General features: G+C 42.0%; 21 protein-coding genes and 1 tRNA gene. 13 read left to right on the top strand and 9 right to left on the bottom strand.

Annotation, left to right across the window (positions count from 1 at the left end; translation table 11 throughout):
• Positions 1-239: 239 nt before the first annotated feature.
• Positions 240-638: a methylmalonyl-CoA epimerase gene (gene mce / locus AAGC65_RS17220; protein WP_343113702.1), complete on the bottom strand. Its 399-nt coding sequence runs from the start codon at positions 636-638 to the stop codon at positions 240-242.
• A 109-nt stretch (positions 639-747) separates the two neighbouring features.
• Here mce and AAGC65_RS17215 point away from each other — a divergent pair, with 109 nt between their 5' ends.
• The 3 genes from AAGC65_RS17215 to AAGC65_RS17205 all read left to right on the top strand — a co-directional run bounded on the left by AAGC65_RS17215 (position 748) and on the right by AAGC65_RS17205 (position 2,932).
• A complete protein-coding gene (locus AAGC65_RS17215; RefSeq protein ID WP_343113701.1) occupies positions 748-1,959 on the top strand; it encodes an IscS subfamily cysteine desulfurase in 1,212 nt (403 codons plus the stop codon).
• A gap of 101 nt (positions 1,960-2,060) precedes the next feature.
• Positions 2,061-2,474, top strand: a complete 414-nt coding sequence (gene iscU / locus AAGC65_RS17210) for a Fe-S cluster assembly scaffold IscU (protein ID WP_076378185.1) — start codon at positions 2,061-2,063, stop codon at positions 2,472-2,474.
• Between the two features lie 131 nt (positions 2,475-2,605).
• Positions 2,606-2,932, top strand: a complete 327-nt coding sequence (locus AAGC65_RS17205) for an iron-sulfur cluster assembly accessory protein (RefSeq protein ID WP_343113700.1) — start codon at positions 2,606-2,608, stop codon at positions 2,930-2,932.
• Between the two features lie 266 nt (positions 2,933-3,198).
• On the opposite strand, the gene AAGC65_RS17200 is transcribed toward AAGC65_RS17205, so the two are convergent.
• A complete protein-coding gene (locus AAGC65_RS17200; protein ID WP_343113699.1) occupies positions 3,199-3,951 on the bottom strand; it encodes a nuclear transport factor 2 family protein in 753 nt (250 codons plus the stop codon).
• A 362-nt stretch (positions 3,952-4,313) separates the two neighbouring features.
• Complete coding sequence (locus AAGC65_RS17195) at positions 4,314-5,735, bottom strand: AAA family ATPase (protein ID WP_343113698.1); 1,422 nt, start codon at positions 5,733-5,735, stop codon at positions 4,314-4,316.
• Positions 5,736-5,791: 56 nt separating this feature from the next.
• Here AAGC65_RS17195 and AAGC65_RS17190 point away from each other — a divergent pair, with 56 nt between their 5' ends.
• From AAGC65_RS17190 to coaD, 5 genes are all read left to right on the top strand, one after another.
• Positions 5,792-6,256: a hypothetical protein gene (locus AAGC65_RS17190; RefSeq protein ID WP_343113697.1), complete on the top strand. Its 465-nt coding sequence runs from the start codon at positions 5,792-5,794 to the stop codon at positions 6,254-6,256.
• 79 nt (positions 6,257-6,335) lie between these two features.
• Entirely contained in the window at positions 6,336-7,148 is an 813-nt protein-coding gene (locus tag AAGC65_RS17185) for a DUF3822 family protein (protein ID WP_343113696.1), read from the top strand.
• Positions 7,124-7,663, top strand: a complete 540-nt coding sequence (gene rsmD / locus AAGC65_RS17180) for a 16S rRNA (guanine(966)-N(2))-methyltransferase RsmD (protein ID WP_343113695.1) — start codon at positions 7,124-7,126, stop codon at positions 7,661-7,663. The genes AAGC65_RS17185 and rsmD overlap by 25 nt, the downstream gene beginning before the upstream one ends.
• A gap of 32 nt (positions 7,664-7,695) precedes the next feature.
• Positions 7,696-8,280 (top strand): GDP-mannose pyrophosphatase NudK, encoded by a 585-nt coding sequence (nudK, locus tag AAGC65_RS17175; protein WP_343113694.1) that lies wholly within the window; start codon positions 7,696-7,698, stop codon positions 8,278-8,280.
• 57 nt (positions 8,281-8,337) lie between these two features.
• Positions 8,338-8,799, top strand: coding sequence for a pantetheine-phosphate adenylyltransferase (coaD, locus tag AAGC65_RS17170; RefSeq protein WP_343113693.1), 462 nt, complete (start codon positions 8,338-8,340; stop codon positions 8,797-8,799).
• Here the strand turns inward: coaD and AAGC65_RS17165 are convergent.
• Positions 8,774-9,406 carry an NUDIX domain-containing protein gene (locus AAGC65_RS17165; protein ID WP_343113692.1) on the bottom strand — a complete coding sequence of 211 codons (633 nt, stop codon included), beginning with the start codon at positions 9,404-9,406 and terminating at the stop codon, positions 8,774-8,776. The genes coaD and AAGC65_RS17165 overlap by 26 nt on opposite strands.
• Between AAGC65_RS17165 and pyrE the strand changes: the two genes are divergently transcribed.
• From pyrE to AAGC65_RS17145, 4 genes are all read left to right on the top strand, one after another.
• Complete coding sequence (gene pyrE, locus AAGC65_RS17160) at positions 9,405-10,061, top strand: orotate phosphoribosyltransferase (RefSeq protein ID WP_343113691.1); 657 nt, start codon at positions 9,405-9,407, stop codon at positions 10,059-10,061. The two genes, AAGC65_RS17165 and pyrE, sit on opposite strands and share 2 nt — an antisense overlap.
• Before the next feature lie 107 nt (positions 10,062-10,168).
• Positions 10,169-10,564 carry an SRPBCC family protein gene (locus AAGC65_RS17155; protein ID WP_343113690.1) on the top strand — a complete coding sequence of 132 codons (396 nt, stop codon included), beginning with the start codon at positions 10,169-10,171 and terminating at the stop codon, positions 10,562-10,564.
• Between the two features lie 368 nt (positions 10,565-10,932).
• Positions 10,933-12,561, top strand: coding sequence for an ATP-binding cassette domain-containing protein (locus tag AAGC65_RS17150; RefSeq protein WP_343113689.1), 1,629 nt, complete (start codon positions 10,933-10,935; stop codon positions 12,559-12,561).
• Between the two features lie 315 nt (positions 12,562-12,876).
• Positions 12,877-12,949, top strand: a tRNA-Lys gene (locus AAGC65_RS17145).
• A gap of 43 nt (positions 12,950-12,992) precedes the next feature.
• On the opposite strand, the gene AAGC65_RS17140 is transcribed toward AAGC65_RS17145, so the two are convergent.
• The 5 genes from AAGC65_RS17140 to AAGC65_RS17120 all read right to left on the bottom strand — a co-directional run bounded on the left by AAGC65_RS17140 (position 12,993) and on the right by AAGC65_RS17120 (position 19,787).
• The gene (locus AAGC65_RS17140) at positions 12,993-13,391 is read right to left on the bottom strand and encodes a hypothetical protein (protein ID WP_343113688.1); all 399 of its coding nucleotides are present in this window, start codon (positions 13,389-13,391) and stop codon (positions 12,993-12,995) included.
• 72 nt (positions 13,392-13,463) lie between these two features.
• Complete coding sequence (locus AAGC65_RS17135) at positions 13,464-14,912, bottom strand: TolC family protein (protein ID WP_343113687.1); 1,449 nt, start codon at positions 14,910-14,912, stop codon at positions 13,464-13,466.
• A gap of 11 nt (positions 14,913-14,923) precedes the next feature.
• Positions 14,924-18,085 (bottom strand): efflux RND transporter permease subunit, encoded by a 3,162-nt coding sequence (locus AAGC65_RS17130; RefSeq protein WP_343113686.1) that lies wholly within the window; start codon positions 18,083-18,085, stop codon positions 14,924-14,926.
• A gap of 73 nt (positions 18,086-18,158) precedes the next feature.
• Positions 18,159-19,295, bottom strand: coding sequence for an efflux RND transporter periplasmic adaptor subunit (locus tag AAGC65_RS17125; RefSeq protein ID WP_343113685.1), 1,137 nt, complete (start codon positions 19,293-19,295; stop codon positions 18,159-18,161).
• Positions 19,296-19,394: 99 nt separating this feature from the next.
• On the bottom strand, positions 19,395-19,787 hold the full coding sequence (locus tag AAGC65_RS17120; RefSeq protein WP_343113684.1) for a hypothetical protein: 393 nt from the start codon (positions 19,785-19,787) through the stop codon (positions 19,395-19,397).
• A gap of 341 nt (positions 19,788-20,128) precedes the next feature.
• On the opposite strand from AAGC65_RS17120, the gene AAGC65_RS17115 reads away from it, so the two are divergent.
• A partial coding sequence (locus AAGC65_RS17115; protein ID WP_343113683.1) for a DUF1549 domain-containing protein occupies positions 20,129-21,111 on the top strand: 983 nt, incomplete at its 3' end.

Here is a 21,111-nt window from a genome sequence, read left to right as displayed (position 1 = left end):
TATATAAGCTTTTTCTTCTGTACTTTCTAAAAGAGGCGCAAATGTAATTAAAAAAGTCAAAATTAAAAAATCAAAATAATAAAGTTTCATTGGGGTGCGAAGAGCGGGGAATTGGGAGCCGGAAATATATTATATTAAGTGCCACGTTAGGTGCGTGGAGCGCGATGTATTAAGTTTCAATAGAGAGCTAATACATTCCCGCACCTCACTCCTCGCTCCCAAATTCCCCCGCACCCCACCTAAACACTCTGACACAATTCTATCAGCACACCATTAGCGCTTTTAGGGTGCACAAAACATACCAGCTTATTATCGGCACCGGGCTTTGGTTTATCGTTCAAGAGTATAAATCCTTCCTGCTTTAACCGCTTCATTTCGGCTTCGATATCATTCACTTCAAAGGCTATATGGTGTATGCCTTCACCCTTTTTCGCTATAAATTTTGCTATAGGGCTGTCATCATTCAGGGCTTGTAAAAGCTCTATTTTGTTAGGGCCGGTTTGCAAAAAAGCGGTTTCAACACCCTCCTGCTCTACCCGCTCTGTTTTATATACCGTGGTGTTTAATAGCTTTTCATATATATCGCCGGCAGTTTTTATGTTATTAACGGCTATACCTATGTGCTCAACTTTGTTCATGTCCAAATATTGTAAATTAATGGTCAGGATTCGTATTTTAAACCTTTGTATAAATGAAATTCAATAAAAACTTGCGTATCTTTGTTTTTGTTAATGATACATAAGAACTATGAATATCCCAATTTATTTAGATAATAACGCCACAACACCAATGGACCCAAGGGTTCTGGAAGCCATGCTACCTTATTTTAATGAAAAATTTGGTAATGCGGCAAGCCGTAACCATGCCTTTGGATGGGTTGCAGAAGAAGCTGTTGATTATGCGCGTGAGCAGGTAGCCAAATTAATTGGCGCATCTGAAAAGGAGATCATTTTCACATCGGGCGCTACTGAATCAGATAACCTTGCTATTAAAGGTGTATTTGAAATGTATAAAGATAAAGGTAATCATATTATTACTACCGTTACCGAGCATAAAGCAGTTCTTGATGCCTGTAAACACGTTGAAAAACTGGGTGGTAAAGTTACTTACCTGCCTGTTAAGGAAGACGGTTTGGTTGATCTTGCTGTTTTAGAGCAAGCCATGACTTCTGAAACCATCCTGGTATCGATCATGTATGGTAACAACGAAATTGGTGTTGTACAACCTATCAAAGAAATTTCAGCCATCGCCCACAAATACGGTGCTTTGTTTATGACAGATGCTGTACAGGCAGTTGGTAAAATTCCGGTTGATGTTATTGCTGATGGTATTGACCTGCTGGCTTTATCAGCCCATAAAATATATGGCCCTAAAGGTGTTGGTGCCTTATACGTACGCCGCAAAGGCCCAAGGGTTAAAGTAACCGCACAAATGGACGGTGGTGGCCATGAGCGCGGTATGCGTTCAGGTACATTAAATGTTCCTGGTATTGTTGGCTTAGGTAAAGCCTGCGAGCTTTGCGGTTTAGAAATGGAAAGTGAAGCCAAACGTTTATCAGCATTACGCGATAAATTACAGGCAGAACTTACGGTATTGGAAGAAAGCTATGTAAACGGTAACGTTGAACACCGCTTACCACACGTAGCCAACATATCATTTAAATATGTTGAAGGCGAAGGCTTAATGATGGCCATGAAAGATCTGGCTGTATCATCAGGTTCGGCTTGTACCTCTGCTTCGTTAGAGCCATCATACGTACTGAAAAGCTTAGGCTTGTCAGACGATCTGGCACATTCATCTATCCGTTTTGGTTTAGGCCGCTTCACTACCGAAGAAGAAATTGATTACGCTATTAAAGTAACTAAAGAAGCCGTTACTCACCTGCGTGACCTTTCACCACTTTGGGAAATGTTTAAAGAAGGCATCGACCTTAACTCAATTGAGTGGGCAGAACATTAATAAGTTATACGTGTTACGTTTTGCGTAATACGTTTTAAAAACAAACACAAACTAAAATTAACGTACTACATAAAACGTATTACGTATAACAAACAAAGAAAATGGCATATTCAGATAAAGTAATCGATCACTATACTAACCCCCGCAACGTTGGTACTTTGGATAAAAGCAGCCACAAAGTTGGTACCGGCTTAGTAGGTGCACCTGAGTGCGGCGACGTTATGCGCCTGCAAATACAGGTTGATGATAACAATGTTATCACCGATGCAAAATTTAAAACTTTCGGATGCGGTTCGGCTATCGCTTCTTCATCATTAGCTACTGAGTGGTTAAAAGGCAAAAGCATTGACGATGCCATGAAGATAGATAACATGGATATTGTTGAAGAACTGGCTTTACCTCCGGTAAAAATTCACTGCTCAGTTTTGGCAGAGGATGCTATTAAAGCAGCTATCAATGATTTCCGCGTAAAAAACGGCTTAGCGCCAATTGAAAGCGAAAAAGTACACCACTAATAAGAAATTAGAATCAAGAAGCCAGATATAAGACTTCGGCTTGTTGGTTCTAATACTTTAAAACAAATAAATTTGGATCAATTGCGAGGTAATTTCTTGTATCTTGATTCTTATCTCTTGATTCTATTACTATGGTAACTGTAACCGATAAAGCAAAAAGTAAAATTGATCACCTGATGCAGGATGCAGGGCTTGATGCCTCGTATTTTCTTCGTGTGTCTGTGCAGGGTGGTGGTTGCTCAGGTTTATCATACAATCTTGATTTTGATAACGAAGAGAAAAAAGGCGACCAGTTTTTTGAAGACCGCGGAGTTCGTTTCGCGCTTGACATGAAATCATTCCTGTACCTTGCCGGTACCGAACTTGATTTTACTGACGGACTTAACGGTAAAGGTTTCGCTTTCAACAATCCTAATGCAAGCCGTACCTGCGGCTGCGGCGAAAGCTTCTCGGTATAATTTTACTATAAACAATATTGAAAGCGGCACCCATTGGGTGCCGCTTTTGTTTTTATAAGTTTTTTGTCCTTGCAACTACTCACAGAAAATCGACTTTGTGATTGCTGCGATAGCGTGGCAATCGCAAACTTTACAAAGAAGATTTGCTTAGTTCGCGATTGCTTCGTTCCTTACAGCTATAACTATTTTTTGAGCAATAAAGAGAATACTTACGAAGTTTTGAAAACTTCGTAAGTATGGCAGTGCAGTTTATAGTCCAGAATCTGCTAAAACATGGCATCCGCCTCTACCCCATCCGGAATAGCCTGCTCCACACTCCAGTGCTCAGCTATTTGATGATCAGTAACCTTGAATATTTCATAAAATACATAACCCTTCCCATCTCTTTTAAATTCAGATTGAACTGTCACAAAATTACCTTCGCCAATAATACGGTGAAGTTTGATGCTGCGGTCAGGGTTAGTGTTTAAATAGTCAAACAGGTTTTTCCCGCTTTGAATAGCTGACAGATCATGTTCCACATAATCCTCATGAATAAAATTTTCAGCAGGTTTCTTTTCAACAATTGCTTTATAAAACTCCTCAACAACATGTTTACTTTCGGTAGTTGATACATGAATATCAATTTCACTCGTTCCATTAGTGGCGGTGATTGCCTCCCCACTTTGATCAGGGAGCGTCTGTATGGCATCCCAATGTTCGGCCAACATGCCATCTTTTAGTTTAAACAAATCGATAACGGCCATGCGCTTCCCCATAAAACTGATATCCAAATGGGTAATCACCAGGTCGCCCTCCTGAATGGCTCTGATGATGGGCGATTTTGCATCCTCAGGCGGCGGAGGCAAAGTTTTTAAATAGTTGATCACATCTGTAATCCCCGCCCTACCCTGTTTAACCGTTGGATTGTGCTGTATATAGTCTTCGCGCACAAATTCGGGAATCAGCTCGGCTTTGCGCTGCCCAATAATTTGTTTATAAAATGATAGTACTTGTTGTTTATTGGTTAAAGTATCCATAATAGTATTTGCTTTGGTGGCAGCGCATGTACAAATAAAAATGCAGCAGCATGCCAATAAATTGGTAATCTTCATTACTCGTTTTTAAGAAAAATTTAACGTAAAAATTAGCTCGTGCGAAACATTGACGCTAAAAGCTCAGCGTTTTTGGGCAACCTGCTTAGCAGGCCGGATTTTTGGCAATCCTGATTGGATATGTGTTTTGAGTAATTATGCCTCTAAGATAAATTATTTTTTGGACTTTTGGATTAAAAGACTTTGGGACAATACAATAGGACTTTCATCCTGAAAAACGAAGGATCTGCTATCGAATTTGCTTATCGCCGAATAGATGCTTCGCTGCGTTCAGCATGACAACTTTTTTACTCTTCTGCAGGTGCTGAATAAAATCTATTGTCAAAATTCACCAGGAAAAGTTCGGTTGTGGCGCGGGTTACGGCGGTATAAAACCAGCGTAAAAAATCCATGTTGATCATTTCGTCAGTTACGTAGCCCTGGTCAACAAATACAGCGTCCCACTGGCCGCCCTGGGCTTTGTGGCAGGTAATGGCATAGGCAAACTTTATTTGCAGCGCGTTATAGTATGGATTAAGCTTCAGTTCATTATGCATGGCGCGCTTATTAGGCAGGTGCTCATAATCTTTCATCACCTCCTCATAAAAACGCTTCTGGTCAGCTTGTGATAAGGCTGGCGAATCGGCATATAGCGTATCAAGCAATACTTTACAGTCCAGCGTAGGGTCTTCGGCGTAATCAATAAACTCTATCTGCACATCAGCAAAGCGAAAACCATACATATCCTCTGTTCGGCGTACCTTCCTGATGCGGGCAATATCACCATTAGCAATAAAATTGGTACTGCTTTCGTCCTGCTCCTGCAGCCAGAAATAATTGTTCTTGACCACCATGATCTGGTCGCCACCGGTTAGCTCTTCCTCCCGGTACAAGATCCGGTTCCTGATCTGTCCGTTATACAAGTTAGCGTTTTTGTTCGACCGGCAAATGATCAGCGTTCTGTCATAACCATATTTTCTGTAAGCATACTCCAACCCTTCTGGCAGGCGCTCGCCCGTCATCCGGAAAACATCCTTGTACCCCTTGGTGGTAACCTTTGGTGTGGTAATTTCTTCGGCCCTGATAATATCGCGTATGCGGGTGGCATTATACAAAATTCCCGAATCCTTGCCCTGGCGTAATACATCTGTCAATTCATAACCAAAAACAGTCAGGCCAAATTTATTCTGCACAAAACCCGCTTCAAGCGCGGGGCTATTTTCAGAGCCTACCGGAGGTAGCTGCGCGGTATCACCAACTAATACCAACTTGCAATTTTTATCATTGTATACGTACCTTATCAGGTCGAAAAGCAAAGATGCTCGGCTCCCATTAGGCTCATCAGAGATCATGGAAGCTTCATCAACAATAAACAGAGTATCGCTGGCCAGATTATCGGCGATAGCAAAGCCATCATCCAAATTAAGGGCTGATTTTTTGCGATAAATACGCTTATGTATGGTATACGCCTTGCGGCCCGAGTAATTGGTAATAACTTTAGCTGCCCGGCCTGTAGGGGCTAATAAAACCGCCTTGTACTTATACTCCCGTAATGCCTTTACCAACGCACCCAATACAGTGGTTTTACCTGTACCCGCATAGCCTCTTAGTATAAAACACTCATCGCCATCATCGCTTAATAAAAAATCGTGCAACCGGTTAAATAATTCCAGTTGCTGCCCGGTTGGCTGATGCGGGAAAGCCTTACGTATATGATCAATTGCCGACACCTTACAAAAATGCTGATAAGTAATTTAATTAAGCAGTATTAGTTATAAATTTGAGCATGGAATTTAATGAAGATAAAATAGAGTATCAGGATGATGATTTTGTGGAGATATACTCTAAAAGAGCGATATTTTGGTTTTCGGTATTCAGTTTTATATACGGCGGAGTACTGCTCATACTTAATTTAAGAGCTGCAGGTTATAAAAAAGTTATAGCAGAGGTAGCGGCTTTTATGGTGGTTTACTATATCGCGTCGGCCTTTGCTGTGATTGCCTTAAATATTAAAGTCGACCTTTCGACCATAAAAATGGCAAGTTCGGGCATGCAGGTGCCTCCCGAGGTAATGAAGTCCATGTTGATACTCAGTGGCGTATCTATCCTGATAAACGTGATAGGCGCACTGGTGCTTACCCGATATTTTTTCAAAAAGTACTTCCCGGATGATGATTACTATCCGCGCCCGGTTTTACAGCCTATTATCATTTTTGTTCTGATATACCTTGCCTTTCGCTTTATCATGTAACCGGTGCCGTACCCTGCCAGTGCATTTTAACCGGTATAATTAGGGTATCTGCCAAAAAATATTACTTTTGTTAAACAGCATGAGCGAATATAATTACAACTACCATGATGATAGCTTTAGCCTTGACGAGGCTGATAGTTATACTTTATTGATACAGATTGATAAAACATCGTTTTCATACGCCATTACCCACCAGGATAAACTGATTGCCTGTGCAGATATGCACCCGCTTGATGAGCTGAGCAATCCGCAGGAACTGCTTGACCTTTTATCGGCCAAATACAAACAGGTGGTGGTTGGTTTACCATCCAATGGCTTTACGCTGGTTCCGCAAAGCTTATTCAGCCAGGATCATATCAGCAGCTTCGGGCGTTTTCTGGATTTAAAACCGAACGAAAAAGTATCCGCGCAGCAGCTTGATGGCGAAAACATCATTATATACAAAACTAACAACGATATTGTTACCGCAGCCGAAGAGTTTGGTCTGCGCCATACCGTATTTGCGTTAAAAGGTTGGGTAGCAGCTATAGCTCAGAATAATCCGGGCAATACAGATCTGTATCTTGACATCAACGGCACACAGGTAACATTTGTGGCCTTTAATAATGGCAAACTGCGTTTCCACAATAAATTTGAGTTTAAAAACAACGATGAGCTGGCCTATTTTACTACCCTGATAAGTAAAGAGCTTAACATTGAACCCGCCGATGCCACTATTCATTTAAGCGGCGAAATTGAGGCCGATGCTCAAAGCATTAATCGCCTGGCTGAGTTTTTTGGCACAGTAAAGCTTAATGAACTGCAAATTGTTCAAATACCCCGCGAAATAGAATCACACAAAATATTGTCACTTGCTGCTTTATCTTTATGCGCATCATTGGAGGTAGTTTAAAGGGACTAAGGCTTAACCCGCCTAAAAATCTTCCGGTACGCCCTACTACAGATCTGGCCAAGGAGGCTTTGTTCAATATTTTGCAAAATCAAATTGAGTTTGAGGGTATCAAAGTACTTGACCTGTTTAGCGGTACAGGCAACATCTCTATGGAGTTTGCCTCCAGAGGCGCAGCTCAGGTAATAGCTGTCGACCGCAGCATACACTGTGTCAATTATTTAAAAGACGCCTCGCGCCAGCATAAGCTGGAGCAAATTAAAACCTACAAGGAGGATGTTTTTAAATACCTGCAAATAGAAACCGAACAATACGACCTTATATTTGCCGACCCTCCTTATGATCTGAATAAGATTCCCGAGATACCTAAAATAGTTTTTGAGCGCAATATTTTAACACCCGGTGCACTGCTGATTGTGGAGCATCAATCCATGCAAAATCTAAGCAACCATCCTGCTTTTGTGGAGCAACGTAAGTACGGGCATTCATCGTTCTCGTTTTTCCGGGCCGACGAATAGCAACATCAAATTAAACCAGTATCAATACGTATATGGCAAATGATAAAGTAAAAAATCTGAAAACCGAAATACTCTCCAATAACTGGTATACGCTAAAAAAAGTCACGTTTGATCTGCTTCAGGCCGATGGTTCGTACACCAGCATGTCGCGCGAAGCTTATGACCGTGGTAATGGAGCAGTTATATTGCTTTATAATAAAGATAAACAAACCGTGATATTAACCCGGCAGTTTAGGCTGCCAACCTTTATTAACGGTAATGCTGATGGGTATATGATCGAGTGCTGCGCGGGCCTGCTTGATGCAAACAATCCGGAAGATTGCATCAGAAAGGAAACCGAGGAAGAAACCGGTTATAAAGTTACCCATGTACAAAAGATATTCGAGGCATATATGTCGCCGGGCTCAGTTACCGAAATTTTGTACTTTTTTGTTGCTGAATATGCAAAAGACATGAAAGTTAGTGACGGTGGCGGCCTGGCCGAAGAAACAGAAAATATAGAGGTAATGGAGCTGGATTTCGCCGAAGCCTGCAACATGATCAGTACCGGCCAGATCAAGGATGCCAAAACCATTATGCTGTTGCAATACGCACAAATAAACAGCCTGCTTAGTTAAACTTTGCCGATATATATAATTACTTTTGATCAAGCAAAAACACATCCCTAACCTACTATGAAAATCGCTCTTTTCCCCGGCTCTTTTGATCCGGTTACCAAGGCACATGTTGATATTGTAAAACGATCTGTTGGTTTGTTTGATAAGGTGTATATCGGCATAGGCGCCAACAGCAGCAAACAAGGGCTTTTAAGCATTGAAACCCGCGAGCAAATGCTCAGGGCAGTTTTTCAGCATGATGACCGGATACACATTGTAGCTTACGAGGGGTTGACCGTAAATTTTTGCAAAAGTATTGGCGCAACGTATATGATCAGGGGTATCCGCACGGTATCAGATTTTGAATACGAAAAAGCCATAGCCCAGATGAACCACGCCCTTATGCCCGATATTGAAAGCATTTTTATTGTAAGCAAGCCGGGCTACTCCTCTATAAGTTCAACCATTGTACGCGAAATTATGCGGCACAACGGCGATGTGGCCCAGTTTATACCTACTGAGGCATTAGCTTATTTGTAGCCAGTTTTTCTTTATGCAGCACATCTAAAATTGAGGGGAAGGTATTATCAATTATAGGTTCGATGTGCTCTTTCTCAAACCAGCGTACATCGGTAATGCCCTCTTCTTTTTGGGGCTTTAGCTTATCCTTACCCTTGCTATCCATCTTGAACCAGTGCGTTTTTTTGAGCACTACATCGCCGCGGTTAATATATACATGGTAGGTTTTGCATATTTTTTCTTTTAGCTTGCTCACTTTTATACCACACTCCTCCTCTACCTCACGTACGGCGGCTTCTTTTACCTTTTCATCCTTCTCTATTTTGCCCTTTGGCAAATCCCATTTATCGTTCCGGTATATAAATAAATAACGGCCTGCGGGGTTCTTAACCAAACCACCCGCGGCTTCAATTAGGGTGATGCTTTTGACTACAGCTTTCATAAAAGCTTTGGCATCACTGCACTGGATATAGAACAAACTTTTAGGATTGGCCAAAATCCATGTGTAAATTATTTTCAAATCAAAGGTCTCTGCTTCAAGCTTTTCATAAAGTTCTGCCTGCGCCGGTTCAGATTCTGTAACCAGGATCACCTTTTGGTTAATATAAATTCTGTATTTTTGAGCCATGTTTAATAAAAATGAGATAGAACAGCAAGTAGCCGAATTCCTGCTGCAAATTAAAGCAATTAAATTACAACCTAACAATCCTTTTACATGGGCGTCTGGGTGGAAATCACCAATTTATTGTGATAACCGTGTAACACTTTCTCATCCGTCTATCCGTACCTATATCCGTCAACAGTTAACCATTGCCATTCAGGAAAAATTTGGCAGTGTAGGCTGTATAGCCGGAGTTGCTACCGCGGGCATACCTCAGGGTGCGCTTGTAGCTCAGGAACTGGGTCTGCCTTTTATTTACGTACGTTCAAAACCAAAAGATCACGGTACAGGCAGCCTTATTGAAGGTGATGTTACCACTACAGGCAAAAGAGTTGTAGTTATTGAAGATCTGATATCAACAGGTAAAAGCAGCTTGCAGGCCGTTGAAGCTTTACGTGCGGCTGGCTACGAAGTGGCTGGTCTGGCTGCCATATTCAGCTATGGTTTTGATATAGCCGACGAAAACTTTAAACAAGCCAACTGCCCGTACGTTACCTTATCGAACTATAACGCCCTGATTAAATATGCCGAAGAAAACCAGTATATAGCTGATAAAGACGTTGCTGTTTTAAAACAATGGCGCGAAAACCCGGCAGCATGGGGACAAATAGCTTCGAGTTAATTAGTAGTGAGTATTAAGTTGTGAGTAATGAGTTCATAGCACAAGTTTTCAACGCATCACAGTATACTCACTCAAAACTTATCACTCAGAACTCTAAACTGAAAAAGATGACCAAATTTAACAGTAATACCAGCATCAATAAACCTTTGAGTGAGGTTTATAGCTTTTTGGCCGATTTTAATAACCATCAGCAACTGATGCCTGATAGTATTCAGGAATGGTCATCTACTATTGATGAGGCTAACTTCAGTATTCCGAATATGGCTAAACTTTCTTTAAAGATCAATAGTCGCATACCCGATCAGGAAATTACAATTGTTCCGGCAGCCAAAGCACCATTTGACCTGGAACTAAAATGGTCGTTATTTTTTGATAACGACCATACTGATGTAACTTTCACCATTGATGCAGACTTGAACATGATGATGAAAATGCTTGCATCAGGCCCCCTGCAAAAATTAGCTGATCATGAAACGCAAAGCCTAAATACCATTCTAAGCTAAACGCTATAACCTTCAGTTAATATACTTTTCTTTTATATGAATTATTGATAGCTATTACAACATTGATAGCAACCAAGACGATAATTAATGCTCCCATGACTAACATAATTTAATTTAATAGTTTATACAATTATTAAGTCAAATGCTGTTCCATAATTTATAATTGGCTTATTTCGGCGAAATAACAATGTAACACGCTTTTTACAATATAAATTTACTCAAAATGTGGGTAATTATGTACACAGAAGTGTAAATAATTGTGATTATTCATATCCCAATATCCCCAAAATTACACAAACATAATATCCTCCCGGATACCCAAAAAACGAAGTATTTACCGTATTTTTGCGCCAAATTACAGGTGCAGCATGATTACGGTATCCAATTTATCCTTACGTTACGGAAAACGGACTTTATTTGAAGACGTTAACCTCAAATTTTCTCAGGGCAATTGTTATGGCATTATAGGTGCCAACGGTGCCGGAAAATCAACATTTTTAAAGATCCTTTCAGGTGATATAGATCCTACAAGCGGTTCGGTAAGTTTTACCCCTGGCGAACGTATGGCTGTTTTAAGTCAGAACCATTACGCCTTTGATGAATTTACAGTTATTGAAGCCGTAATGATGGGGCATAAAGAAATGTATGCCGTAATGAAGGAAAAAGACGCTATTTACCTGAAGGAAGATTTTACAGATGCTGATGGTGAGCGTGCCGGTGAATTGGAAAACCTTTTTGCCGAAATGGATGGCTGGAATGCTGAAAGCAACGCCGCTACCCTATTGAGCAACCTGGGCATTAAAGAAGAGTTTCACTATAAATTAGTAAAAGACTTGGATAACACCCAAAAGGTTCGTGTATTATTGGCACAGGCCCTTTTTGGTAAACCAGATATTTTATTGCTGGATGAGCCTACCAACGATTTGGATATCCATACCGTAAGCTGGCTGGAAGACTTCCTGGCATCGTACGAAGCTATTGTTCTGGTTGTATCGCACGACAGGCACTTCCTGGATACCGTTTGTACCCACGTGGTTGATATCGACTTTGCCAAGATGACCATTTATACCGGTAACTACACATTTTGGTATGAATCAAGCCAGCTGGCCTTGAAACAACGTGCAGATCAGAATAAAAAGATGGAAGACCGTGTTAAGGAGCTTCAGGAATTTATTCGCCGCTTTAGCGCTAATGCTTCTAAATCAAAACAGGCAACCAGCCGTAAAAAGGCATTGGATAAAATCAATATTGACGAGATACAACCATCAAACCGTAAGTATCCCGGAATTATATTTAATAACCTGGGCCGTGAGGCAGGCGACCAGATATTACAGGTTGAAAACCTAAGCAAAAGCCTTAACGGTGAGCTTTTGTTTAACAACATCAGCTTCACGGTAAATAAAGGGGATAAAATTTCTATCCTGTCACAAAACAGTTTGGCTACAACCGCGCTGTATAATATCTTAACCGGCAGAGATACGGATTTTAAAGGAACCTTTAAATGGGGCGTTACCATTAACCACGCCGATATCCCGATTGATAATGCCGAATATTTTAAAGGCAAGGATGTAAACCTCATCGATTGGCTGCGTGAATACTCTCCAGGTGAAAAGGATGACCAGTTTATCCGTGGCTTTTTGGGCCGCATGCTGTTCTCGGGCGAAGAGGTATTGAAAAAAAGCAATGTACTATCTGGTGGCGAGAAAATGCGCTGCATGTTTAGCCGTATGATGCTGCAACAAGCCAACGTTTTAATGTTCGACGAGCCTACCAACCACCTTGACCTGGAATCGATCACAGCCCTTAATAATGGCATGAAAGACTTCCGTGGAACTATCCTGTTCACCTCACGAGATCATGAATTGGTGGAAACCGTAGCAAACCGGATTGTTGAATTAACCCCCGGCGGTTACATTGATAAACTGATGACCTACGACGAATACATCAACAGCGATGTAGTACAAAAACAACGCGAAGATTTATACGCCTTAGTTTAGATCTGGAGCTATAAAAAAGTCACAGCTCCGAGTATGAATACCGGAGCTGTGACTAACTGATAAAAAACCCCTATTATTTATCATTATATATAACTCCGTTTAACTAAATATGTTTTAAGTATTATAACAACTTCAAGTTGTATTAATGCTTTGTTAAAGAATCTCTTAGCCATTTATAGTCATATTCTTTTAGTTAAACCCATAAATGTCATTTTTTGCCATACACTAAAAAGCATTGAAGCTTTTGAAAAAAAAGTGTTTCAACAACCCACTTAGTAATTATTTTTTTGTTTATTTACAACCCCAATAAATAATGACTCCGTAGCTCAGCTGGTAGAGCAAATGACTCTTAATCATTGGGTCGAGAGTTCGAATCTCTCCGGGGTCACAAAAAAGCACAGTAGTACTTGATATTACTGTGCTTCTTTATTTTAGTTTAGTTTATAAACTATAGTAACTCCGTCAATCCTTTCTTTCTGGATAAAGGTCCTTAAATTTTTATCATATCTAATTTCAAGGGTATCATTTGAAAGCCAATTGAAGGTTATCGCTTTTGGATTAAGATTTGCTTTGCCATGATCACTGTCTACTGTAAACACATTACCAACCGCTGATGTATCAAACTTAGTTTTGTAATCTACAATACTTACCTGATACGAATCGGCGACTGTTGAACCAGCTTCTCTTAGAAACAAAACTGCTTTTTTACTTAGCTTACCATTTGCATTTTCTTTTACCAGTGTATTTGAACCATCATCTAACAAGGATGAGCATGAATTTGAAATACATGCAAAAATTAATATAAAGAATAAATTGATTGATACTTTCATTAAGGCTTCGGATAAAGTTTATTGCTTTAAAGCTACGATTTTTTTAAAGCCCCCAAAAAATTAGACTAACTGTTACTGCCAACCGCCTCCTGTCGCTCGGTATAAATTAATAGTATTCAGGAATATATTTTTCTTGGTATTAGCCAGTTCCAGTTCAGCATCCAATACGCTACGCTGGGCTGTTATAATTTCCAGGTAGTTAGCTCTGCCCACCAAAAAAAGGTCACCGGCCACATCAACCGCGTTTTTAAGTGATTTTACTTCCTGTTGTTTAAAACGGTAATAATTATTGTAGTTCTCTATCCCCTTAATGCTGTTAGATACTTCCATAAAACCGTTCAGGATAACTTTTTGATAATTATAAAGCGCTTGTTTTCCTTCGGCCATTGTGCGGGCATAATCGGCCTTGAGCTTTTTCCGGTTAAATATGGGCGCGGTAATACCACCTAATAAGCCATAGCCCAGTGAACCTGAATTAAACAGTAAAGCGGTTTTAAACGCATTATACCCTACATAGGGTGATATGTTGAGCGAAGGTAAAAAAGCCTTGCGTGCCGCATTAATATCGGCATTCATGGCAGTCAGTTCCAGTTCAGCCTGTCTGATATCTGGCCGGTTAACCAGTAACTGCACAGGAACACCCGCTTTAAGTACTCCCGGAAGCTGAAGCGTATGTATAGAACTGTCGCGCTTTACCGTACCGGTAAATTTACCAGTTAAAAAGTTAAGCTGGTTTTCCGTTTCGGTTATTTGCTGAGCCGCGCCGTAACGCAGGCTTTGTGTGCGGGCCAGCTGCGCCTCAAATTGTTGCACGGCCAGCTCCGTGGCACGGCCACCAAGTTTCTGGATCTTGATAATTTCCAGCGCGTTTTTTTGCAGAGTAATGTTTTGCTCTATGATCTGCCGTTCGTTATCAAGGGCAAGTAACTGGTAATAAAGCGTTGCAACCTGGGCGGTAAGTGAGGTTACTGCCAGCTTATAGGCGCTCCTGCTGGCCAAAAACCGCGTAAAAGCTGCCTCCTTCTGATTATGGAACTTGCCCCACAGATCAATTTCCCAGGAACTCCGGAAACCTACAAAGTAATCAGGTGTGGGGTCGGGGATGCGTTGCTTACCATTAATATTGGGCGATAGGTTGGTATCATAGTTCCCGACACCATTCATGGTATAATCTCCATATTTTTCGAGTCCCGCGGTTGCGTTAAAGTCAATAGCAGGCATCAGCCATGACCGGCTGCCTTGCAAATTGGCCCCGGCCATTTCAACTCTTTGCAGGGCCGATTGTATGTCAGGATTGGCTGTTACCGCGGTATCTATCAAATGCAGCAGACAGCTATCGGTAAAAAACTGCTTAAGCTGTAAACTGGCAATGGTGGTTGTATCCATATCACCGGTGAATGTTTTAGGCATAGCCGTATTACTTTGCAATACGGTAGCCTTGTAATTTTTGCATCCGGTAACAATACAAAACAATAAACCGATGATGAATATATATAGATGAACAGATTTATTCGTTCGCATAGTGTATTTTCTTATTGATAATTATCTACTGTTTCTTCCTCGATCACTGTCATCTTCGGTTTTTCCTTCTCTGGTGATCTTTTGGCAAAAAGCACATAAAGTCCAGGTATTAGTATCAGGCCGAAAATGGTACCGAAAAGCATACCACCGGCAGCGGCAGTACCTATTGACCTGTTCCCCATAGCTCCGGCACCATCGGCCACACATAAAGGGATAAGCCCGGCTATAAAGGCCAGCGAGGTCATTAATATGGGCCGCATTCGGGATACCGCGCCTTCAATGGCTGCTTTGATCACCGTAGCGCCAGCCTTCTGACGCTGTATAGCAAACTCAATGATCAGGATAGCATTTTTCCCGAGCAAACCAATCAGCATTACGAGGGCAACCTGCGCGTAAATATTATTTTCGAGCCCCAATATTTTTAAAAAGAAAAACGCGCCGAAAATACCCGTTGGTAAGGATAGTATTACCGGCAGTGGCAGCAACAGGCTTTCATATTGGGCGGCCAGCAGCAGGTACACAAACACCAAGCAAATGATGAATATATAAATAGCCTGGTTACCCGACTCGATTTCCTCGCGCGTCATACCCGACCAGGCGAAGGTAAAGCCCTTAGGTAATTTTTCTTTGGCAATACGTTCAATAGCTTTAATGGCATCGCCGCTGCTATAACCTGGTTCGGCATCGCCGGTGATCATAGCCGAGGTATACATATTATAACGGGTAATTTGCTCGGGCCCGTAAACGCGATTCATCTTGATGAATGTGGAGAACGGAACCATTTCGTCCTTATCATTTTTTACCTGTAGCTTCAGCACATCTTCGGGCTTCGACCGAAACTCCGGTGAGGCCTGTACCATCACCTTGTACATTTGCCCGAAACGAATAAAGTTGGAGGCATAATAACTTCCCATCAGGGTTTGCAGGGTTGACATCGCCTTATCAATGGTGATGCCTTTTTGCGCAGCTACCTGCTGATCAACCGAGATCATGTATTGAGGAAAATTAGGATCAAAACTGCTGAATGCTCCTGAAATTTCGGGCGACTCATTTAAAGCCTTGATAAAACCATTGGTAACCTGGGCAGTTTTTTGCAGATCGCCGCTGCCGGTACGGTCAAGCACCCGGATCTCGACACCGCTTGAATTGCCGAAACCGGGAACCGTTGGCGGCGGAAAATACTGGATGGAAGCATCGGCTATATTTTTCGTTTTTTGCTCCAGCAAATGAATAATCTCGTTGATCGATTCTTTTCGTTCATCCCAGGGTTTCAGGTTGATCATGGCCATCCCGTATGATGCCCCTGCTATCTCATTAATCAAGCTGTAACCCGAAAGCGTAGATACTGATTCAATAGCGCCGATGCTTTTACTTACTTCCTGGATACGGCTGATCACCTGTTCTGTACGCTCCACTGTAGCGCCTGGTGGCGTGGTGACGTTTACGTAGATCATACCCTGATCTTCAGTTGGTATAAATCCTGATGGTAGTATAAAACTTAGTCCCCAGGTGGCTCCAAAGAAAAACAGCAGCAAAATAAAGGTAACTACCCTCCTGCCCGCTATCCGGCCAATCAGAGATGAGTATCGGTTAGATAACTGGTCGTATTTATGATTAAAGCTATTAAAAAAGCGTTTTACAAGCCCTTCTTTGCCTTTAACATCCGGTTCATGCTTCAGCATAATGGCACATAGCGCTGGGGTAAGCGTTAAAGCGTTTATACCCGAAATTACAATGGAGAACGCCAGCGTTAAAGAAAACTGCCGGTAAAATACTCCTACCGGGCCCGACATGAATGCTACCGGAACAAACACGGCAGACATCACCAGGGTAATGGCCACAATGGCTCCGCTAATTTCTTTCATGGCGCTCAGCGTAGCCTCCATCGGCGGTAAATGCTCCTCGTTCATTTTTACGTGAACGGCCTCAACCACCACAATGGCATTATCTACCACAATACCAATGGCCAGTACCAGAGCGAAAAGCGTAAGCAGGTTAATAGAAAAGCCCAGCATCTGCATAAAAAACAACGTACCTATCAATGCCACTGGAACAGCTAATGCCGGTATCAGTGTAGACCGAAAATCTTGCAGGAAGAGGTAAACCACTATAAAAACCAAAACAAAAGCTTCCATGAGCGTACGCATTACCTCATGTACAGACGCGTCGAGAAAACGCGATACATCATAGTTTACGTTGTAGCTCATACCCGCCGGAAACGACGTTTTTTTCAGCTCGGCCATGCGCTCCTTAATATTGGTGATCACCTCACGGGCGTTTGAACCCGGTCTTTGCTTGATGAGTATGGATGCCGATGGCCTGCCATCAGTTTTGGATACCATACTGTAGGTTAATGAACCAAACTCAATATCGGCCACTTCGCGGAGTTTTAAAACAGATCCGTTATCATCAGCCCGTATCACCAGGTTTTTATATTGTTCAGGTTCAAAAAACTTTCCGGGGTATCGCAAAACATATTGCAGCAATTGCGGCGATTTATCAGAACTTTGCCCGGTTTTACCTGGCGCGGCTTCCACATTCTGGTTACGTATAGCTTGTATCACCTCATCGGTTGATATGTGGTAGGCCATCATCCTGTCTGGTTTAAGCCAAACACGCATAGAGTATTCTTTAGCGCCCATGATCTCGGCACGGCCAACGCCTTCAATTCGCTTAAGCTCCTGCAATACGTTAATATCGGTAAAGTTGTAAATGAATTTTTCGTCGAGTGTACTGTCCTGGCTCATGATATTCAGATACATCAGCATACTGTTAACTTCCTTTTCGGTAGTTACGCCTGCTTTAATTACCTCCTCAGGCAATTCGTCAATAATGGTTGATACCCGGTTCTGCACGCTCACCGCAGCCTGATCGGGATCAACCCCTACGTTAAAATTGATGGAAATAACCGTAATACCATCATTGGTACAAACGGTAGACATATAGGTCATGCCGGGCACACCGTTAATGGCGCGCTCCAGCGGGGTAGCAACCGCCTTGGCGCAAACCTCGGCATTGGCGCCGGTATAAGTTGCTGTAACCGTTACAGATGGGGGAACAATATCAGGGAACTGTGTAATGGGCAGGGTAATTAATGCCAGCACTCCAAGCAAAGTAATGATCAAGGAGATAACCAACGACAATACCGGCCGCTTTATAAACAGGTTAAACATAGTGTGATAGATTTGAAAAGATGGATAATAAAAGCACGCCCTTTACTTGGAGTGCTTTGTGTCCGTTACGGCGTTATTTTTTCATGGCCAGCAAAGGCTTCTGCTGTACCTGTTCTGGCTTTATAACCATGCCATCGCGGGCATTTTGAACGCCTTCGTACAGAATTTTATCACCAGCTTTTAAACCATCTTTTACAATGTAACTATGCGAGAGCCTTAAAAGTGGCGTAAATGCCTTCATGTGCAGTTTGTTCTGACCATCAACCAGGTACACATAACTTTTATCCTGGATATCAAAAACGGCCTGCTGCGGTACCAACACTACATTGTCGGCACGGTTGGTCAAAAATATTTTCCCGGTAGCGCCATGCCTTAACAGCTTCTGGGGATTAGGGAAACGGGCCCGAAAATCAATAGAACCAGTACTTTGTTCTATTTCGCCTTCAACAGTTTCAATATTGCCTGTATATGGATAGTTACTGCCATCGGCGAGTACCAATTTTACTTTGCTGGCGCTATCATCCGCCGCCTTTTTGGTGCGTTCATATTTCAGGTACTCATTTTCCGGGAAACTGAAATAGGCATACATGGAACTGATATCCGACAGGTTGGTTAATAACATACCCTCATCTATCAAACTACCGGCCTTAAGTGGTATGCGGTTAATGATACCATCAAAAGGAGCATGAATGGAGGTATAAGCCATGTGAGCCTCGGCGCTTTGCACCGCGGTTTGGGCTTCTTCAATAGTCGCCTTATCGGCATGGAGTTTGGCTTCTGCTACCTCCAATTCCGACGCGGATATTACCTTTTTGCTAACCAGCAGTTTTACCCTGTCAACTTCAAGGGCGGTAGCTTTAGCATCGGCAGTGGCGTTACTTAACGCCGCCCTTGCTTTTGACAGCATATTTTTAAACTCTTCATCGTTCAGCTTAAAAAGCAATTGTCCTTTTTTTACCTGCTGGCCTTCGTCTACATATATTTTTTCTAAAAAGCCCCTAACGCGGGTTCTGATCTCTATATTTTTTATAGCCTGTATATCGGCCACATAAGCTGTGCTTACAACGGTATCGCGGGTGTTCAGTGTAACTACCGGTAATTGTAACGGCTCTTCCTGGGAGCTGTTATCACTGGCCTTGGATACGCAGCCGGCTATAGAAAAGCCCATTGCAATAGCCAAAGCATAAAAAATTCCTTTATGTTTTAACATGGTGTTGTTTCCTTTAGTTGATGTTACCTCACATTGTTGAGGCATATAATTCTTAAAATCAAGCGGTAAAATGCCGCTATAAAGCTTAAGGAAACAGGATCAGAAAGGTGTGAGCCGGAAAAGGAAATGGTGATGAGCCGGTAAAAAAACTTTACTTAACCATTGTTTTCCAGGAAATGAAAATAAATGCTGCGGCAGAATATTGGCAATGTACTCCTGCAAAGCAGGTACCTGAATAGTAAAATCAACCGCGCGGCTGGTTAAAAATCTTTTTTGATATTTTATGTGATGATGATGCTTTGCATCCTGATGTGCATCATCAGTACTCAAACATTGATATACCAGATCAAACAGCGTATTGCCGGCATAACAACTGTTATTGGAAAATTGAAAATGCTCGCAGGTATTGTTTTCAGGGTTTGTTGCGTGAAAACAGACTATGGCGCTGATGAGCCATAAAGAAAGGAGAATATTTAAATATTTTTTCAACATCTGCCGTTTCAAAGTTAGCAATAAAAAAACATTTATTTTAGAAATAACGAACCTCAGGTTGCTTTGCAATGCAAAAAACAAACTAATTTAAACCATGTAACAATATTTTTGCATTTTGGTTTAACGTTATTTTCAATCAGGATTTTTCAACAGGTTGCAGGCTGCCCTACCTGGTCTTCAGTGCAGGCTTTCCATCAGGTCATCATTACACAAATTGCTTTACTCATATCCCGGGTGTGTATAAACTTCCTGATCTATGTAAGGCCCCTTTTAAAAAAACCGGGGCATTAGTTTGATGATATTATATTTTATCAATAACTTGTTAAACCAATTTTAAATCAATGTCTGGAAAGTATTACTATTTGTGGCTGATAGTGGCGCTTTTTGTTTTGTATTCGGTGAATGCTTGCCATTCTGGTGCGGATAAGGGAGAACAGATGCCGGAGACGGTAAGTTATAATTTCAATATACGCCCTATCCTTTCTGATAAATGCTTTAAATGTCATGGCCCGGATGCTACCCACCGTGAGGCAGGCTTGCGCCTCGATCTTCCTGACAGCGCTTTTAAGGCTTTAAGGGATAATCCGTCTGCTCATGCCCTGGTACCCGGCAATCCATTGCAATCTGAGGTTTTCCGCCGCATATCTGCAAAAGATACGGCCGAACAAATGCCCCCCGTTTCGTCAAACCTTAAAAAGTTAAATCCGTATGAGGTTTCGCTCATCGAAAAATGGATTAAGCAGGGCGCTAAGTATGAAAAGCACTGGGCCTTTGTTCCGCCAAAATCATACCCCGTTCCGCAGGTAAAAAATACGGCCTGGCCCAAAAACCAGATAGACAATTTTGTACTGCAAAAGCTGGAACAAAACGATATGGAACCCAACCCGGAAGCGGATAAGGAACGTCTCCTGAAACGCGTTTCGCTCGACTTAACTGGCTTGCCACCCAGCCTGCAAATGATGGACAATTTTTTGGCCGACAAAAGTCCGAACGCTTATGAAAAAATGGTAGACCAGTTGATGGCCAGCCCGCAATACGGCGAAAAAATGACTTTGCATTGGCTGGATGTTGCCCGCTATGCCGATTCGCATGGGTACCAGGATGATAATTATCGCAGTCAGTGGCCCTGGCGCGACTGGGTGATTCACGCGTTTAATGAAAACCTGCCTTATGATAAATTCATTACCTGGCAATTGGCCGGCGACCAGATGCCCAACGCTACCAAAGAACAGCTGTTGGCAACCGGTTTCAACCGTAACCACAAAATAACCGAAGAAGGCGGCGTTATTGATGAGGAATACCGTGTAAGTTATGTAACCGACCG

The organism is Mucilaginibacter sp. (assembly GCF_039207105.1).
GTDB lineage: Bacteria > Bacteroidota > Bacteroidia > Sphingobacteriales > Sphingobacteriaceae > Mucilaginibacter.
Note: the sequence above shows the minus strand (reverse complement) of the source record. Positions and strands in the feature narration are given on the sequence as shown.